This is a genomic window from Cellulomonas algicola, from assembly GCF_003851725.1.
GTDB lineage: Bacteria > Actinomycetota > Actinomycetes > Actinomycetales > Cellulomonadaceae > Cellulomonas > Cellulomonas algicola.
The window spans coordinates 1-2,752 of record NZ_BHYL01000220.1; the positions used below are offsets into that span (position 1 = coordinate 1).

Here is a 2,752-nt window from a genome sequence, read left to right on the forward strand (position 1 = left end):
GCCCGCGGCCGCCGTCGCCCGCGCGGCGGCGAGCGCGCTCGCGCCGTCGCGCTCGAGCGTCGCGGCGCGCACCGCGTCCCGCGCGATCGCCTCCGCCTCGCCCTCGGCGGACGCGTACCGCCCGGCGGCGACGACGAGCAGCGCCACGAGCAGCAGCACCGGGATCAGCACGACGACCTCGACGGCCATCGAGCCGCGGTCGTCGCCCCGCGCGGTCCGTCCCACCGCGGTCCTCCTCCGTCCGTGCGCCGGGCGCGTCACTGGTCCGCCCGGAACCGCTCGACGGGCCCCTGCACGAGCGCGCTCACGCGTGGTGCCAGGCCCTGCACGATCTCCTTCGAGCGGGCCGAGACCTCGACCCGCACGGTGTCCGGGGTCGGCCGGCTGATCTCGACGTCGAGGTCCTGCAGGTTCTCGCCGCCGATCAGCTCGGCGAACTCGACCGCCCGGGCGCGGGCCGCGGTCTCCGACGCGGGGGTGCCGCCGCCGGTCCGCACGACGCGGGCGGTCTCCCGCGCGACGGCACCCACCAGCTGGTTGCCGTGCCACGTGAGCGCGAACTGCACCGTCACGAGGATCACGAGCATGAGCAGGGGGGTGTAGAACGCGAGCTCGATCGAGCTCGCGCCACGGTCGCCCTCGGCGCCCGCGGACGCGCGCAGCCGTCGGCGGACCGGGGTCAGGAGCGGAGCGGTCACGGTCCGCCCGGGGCGTCGGGCATCTCGATCGACTCCGCGGCGTCGTTCGCGAGGTTGTAGATCACCGTGCCGACCACGCCCGCGAGCAGCACGAGGACGCCCGTGATGATGACCCACTCGATGACCGACGCACCGGCGTCCTCCGCGAGGCGGGCGCGCTGGTAGCGGCGTCGCAGCTCCATGACGAGGTAGTCGACGACTCCCCGGTGGGGAAAGCTCATGTCAGCACCGTCCTTTGTCGAGTGTCCGTGTCGTGCGGTCGTGGCCCGTCCGGTCGTGCCGTGCGCGGGTCATGTCTGGCCCAGCACGCTCTGCAGCGCCGGGTAGAGGAGGAAGACCAGGAAGCCGACGGCGAGCAGGAGCTGCGCGACGAGCATCGACTCGGAGCTCTCTCCGGCCTTGCCCTCGGCTTCCGCCAGCTCGCGTCGACGCATCGAGCCCGCACGCGCCGCGAGCGAGTCGCGGACCTTCGCGCCGTCCTCGGCCACGAGCGCGAGCGCGGCCGCGAGGTCCCGCAGCTCGTCGACGCGCAGCTCCGTGCCGAGCCCGCCCAGCGCGGACCACGGCGTCTCGCCGCGCAGCCGCGCACCGCCGAGCGCGTCCCGGATCCGCACCATCGCCCATCCGTCGCTGAGCTCGGACGCGCCCTGCAGCGCCTCGGGGACGCCGCGGCCGGCCGCGAGGCTCATCGAGACGAGGTCGAGGAACGAGCCGACGACGTGCCGGAAGTCGCGGCGCCGCGCGGCGGCCTGCGACCGCACCGCGAGCCACGGGACCGCCGCGGCGCCGACGCCCACGAGGAGCGAGACGAGCAGCGGCACGGACAGGTTGACGTCCACGTGCAGCGCCACGAGCACCGCACCCACGACGAGCGGCGCGAGGAACCCCCCGACGAACGCGAGCACGGTGCGCGCGAGGAACGCGTCGAGCGTGAGCCCGGTCATCGCGAGGTCCGCCCGGAGGGCGTCCAGCGGCAGACCGGTCGCGGTCACGCGGCGTGCGGCCTCGCGCCCGAGTGCGAGCCGCCACCGGGCCCCCTCCCCCGCACGCGGGTCGACGCCGACCGCGCGCGCGTACGCGCGGCTCTGGCGGCGTTCCTCGTCGAGCCGGGCCAGGGCGCTGCCGGCGTGCGTCGGCGGAGGTACGAGCACGACGACGAGCAGGAGCACGCCGAGGCCGACGACCGCCCCTGCGAGGAGCACGAGCGTCACGACGCACCCCCCACCGGAGCCTTGGCGTCGACCTGAGGCTGCCCGTGCCGGTCGGGCGTCGCGACGAGGAAGCGGGCCGGGACGTCGACGCCCGAGAGCCGCTTCATCCACCAGAACCCGGCGGCGAAGAGCGCGATGACGACCACCAGCACCGCCTGCCCGGTCGCCGTGCCGTACGGCGCGACGTACGTCGGGTTCAGGATGGCCAGGCCGAAGATCATGAGCATCGAGAAGCCCATGACGATCTGCGCGGACCGGCGGGTCGAGGAGCGGCCCGCCGACACCCGCTGGCGCATGTCGAGCTCGGCGCGCGCCGACTCGGAGACCGACGTGAGGACCTGCCGCAGACCCGGGCCGCGCAGGCGCGAGTTGAGGATCAGCGCCGCGACGACCAGGTCCGCGCTCGGGTCGTCCAGGTCGTCGGCGAACCGCTGGAGCGCGGTGCTGAGCGGCACCCGGACCCGCAGCCGGTCCACGAGCATGCGGAGCTGCGGCTGGATGGTCGGCGACGCCGCGTAGACGGTCGCGGGGATCGCCTGCTCGAGACCGACCGCGCCGGCGATCGTGTCGCGCAGCGACTCGGCCCACGACGCGAGACCCTCGAGGCGGGCCATCGCCTGCTTCTCCGCCTTCGCCCCGCCGAAGAGCGACGTCCACGACAGGACGAGCGCCGCGGCGGCGACGGCGGCGACCGGCCACCGCGTCACGACGAGGACCACCACGGCCGCGACGGCCGCGAGCAGCGCGCGGCGCCCGAGCCGGTCGACGAGCGACGGCCCGCCGTGCACCACGCCCGCGTCCCGCGTGCGTGGTCGCAGCGACTCGACGAGCAGCGCGATCCCG

The 2,752-nt window shown here is 75.5% G+C and carries 5 protein-coding genes; all 5 read right to left on the bottom strand.

The window, feature by feature from the left end; genetic code table 11:
- The coding region (locus tag CTKZ_RS13885) for a TadE/TadG family type IV pilus assembly protein (protein WP_200829752.1) at positions 1 to 225 on the bottom strand (225 nt) is incomplete at its 3' end.
- A gap of 32 nt (positions 226 to 257) precedes the next feature.
- On the bottom strand, positions 258 to 698 hold the full coding sequence (locus CTKZ_RS13890; protein ID WP_235843482.1) for a TadE/TadG family type IV pilus assembly protein: 441 nt from the start codon (positions 696 to 698) through the stop codon (positions 258 to 260).
- Positions 695 to 919 (bottom strand): hypothetical protein, encoded by a 225-nt coding sequence (locus tag CTKZ_RS13895; RefSeq protein WP_225916109.1) that lies wholly within the window; start codon positions 917 to 919, stop codon positions 695 to 697. Before CTKZ_RS13895 ends, CTKZ_RS13890 begins: the two co-directional genes overlap by 4 nt.
- A 69-nt stretch (positions 920 to 988) precedes the next feature.
- Positions 989 to 1,909 (bottom strand): type II secretion system F family protein, encoded by a 921-nt coding sequence (locus CTKZ_RS13900; RefSeq protein WP_124343504.1) that lies wholly within the window; start codon positions 1,907 to 1,909, stop codon positions 989 to 991.
- Positions 1,906 to 2,752, bottom strand: an 847-nt coding sequence (locus CTKZ_RS13905) for a type II secretion system F family protein (RefSeq protein ID WP_124343505.1), incomplete at its 5' end; no start/stop codon positions are given. The genes CTKZ_RS13905 and CTKZ_RS13900, both read right to left, overlap by 4 nt.

Excerpts from the sequence above, each read along its gene's own strand:
- CTKZ_RS13895 (WP_225916109.1), bottom strand. The coding sequence starts at position 919 with ATGAGCTTTCCCCACCGGGGAGTCGTCGACTACCTCGTCATGGAGCTG.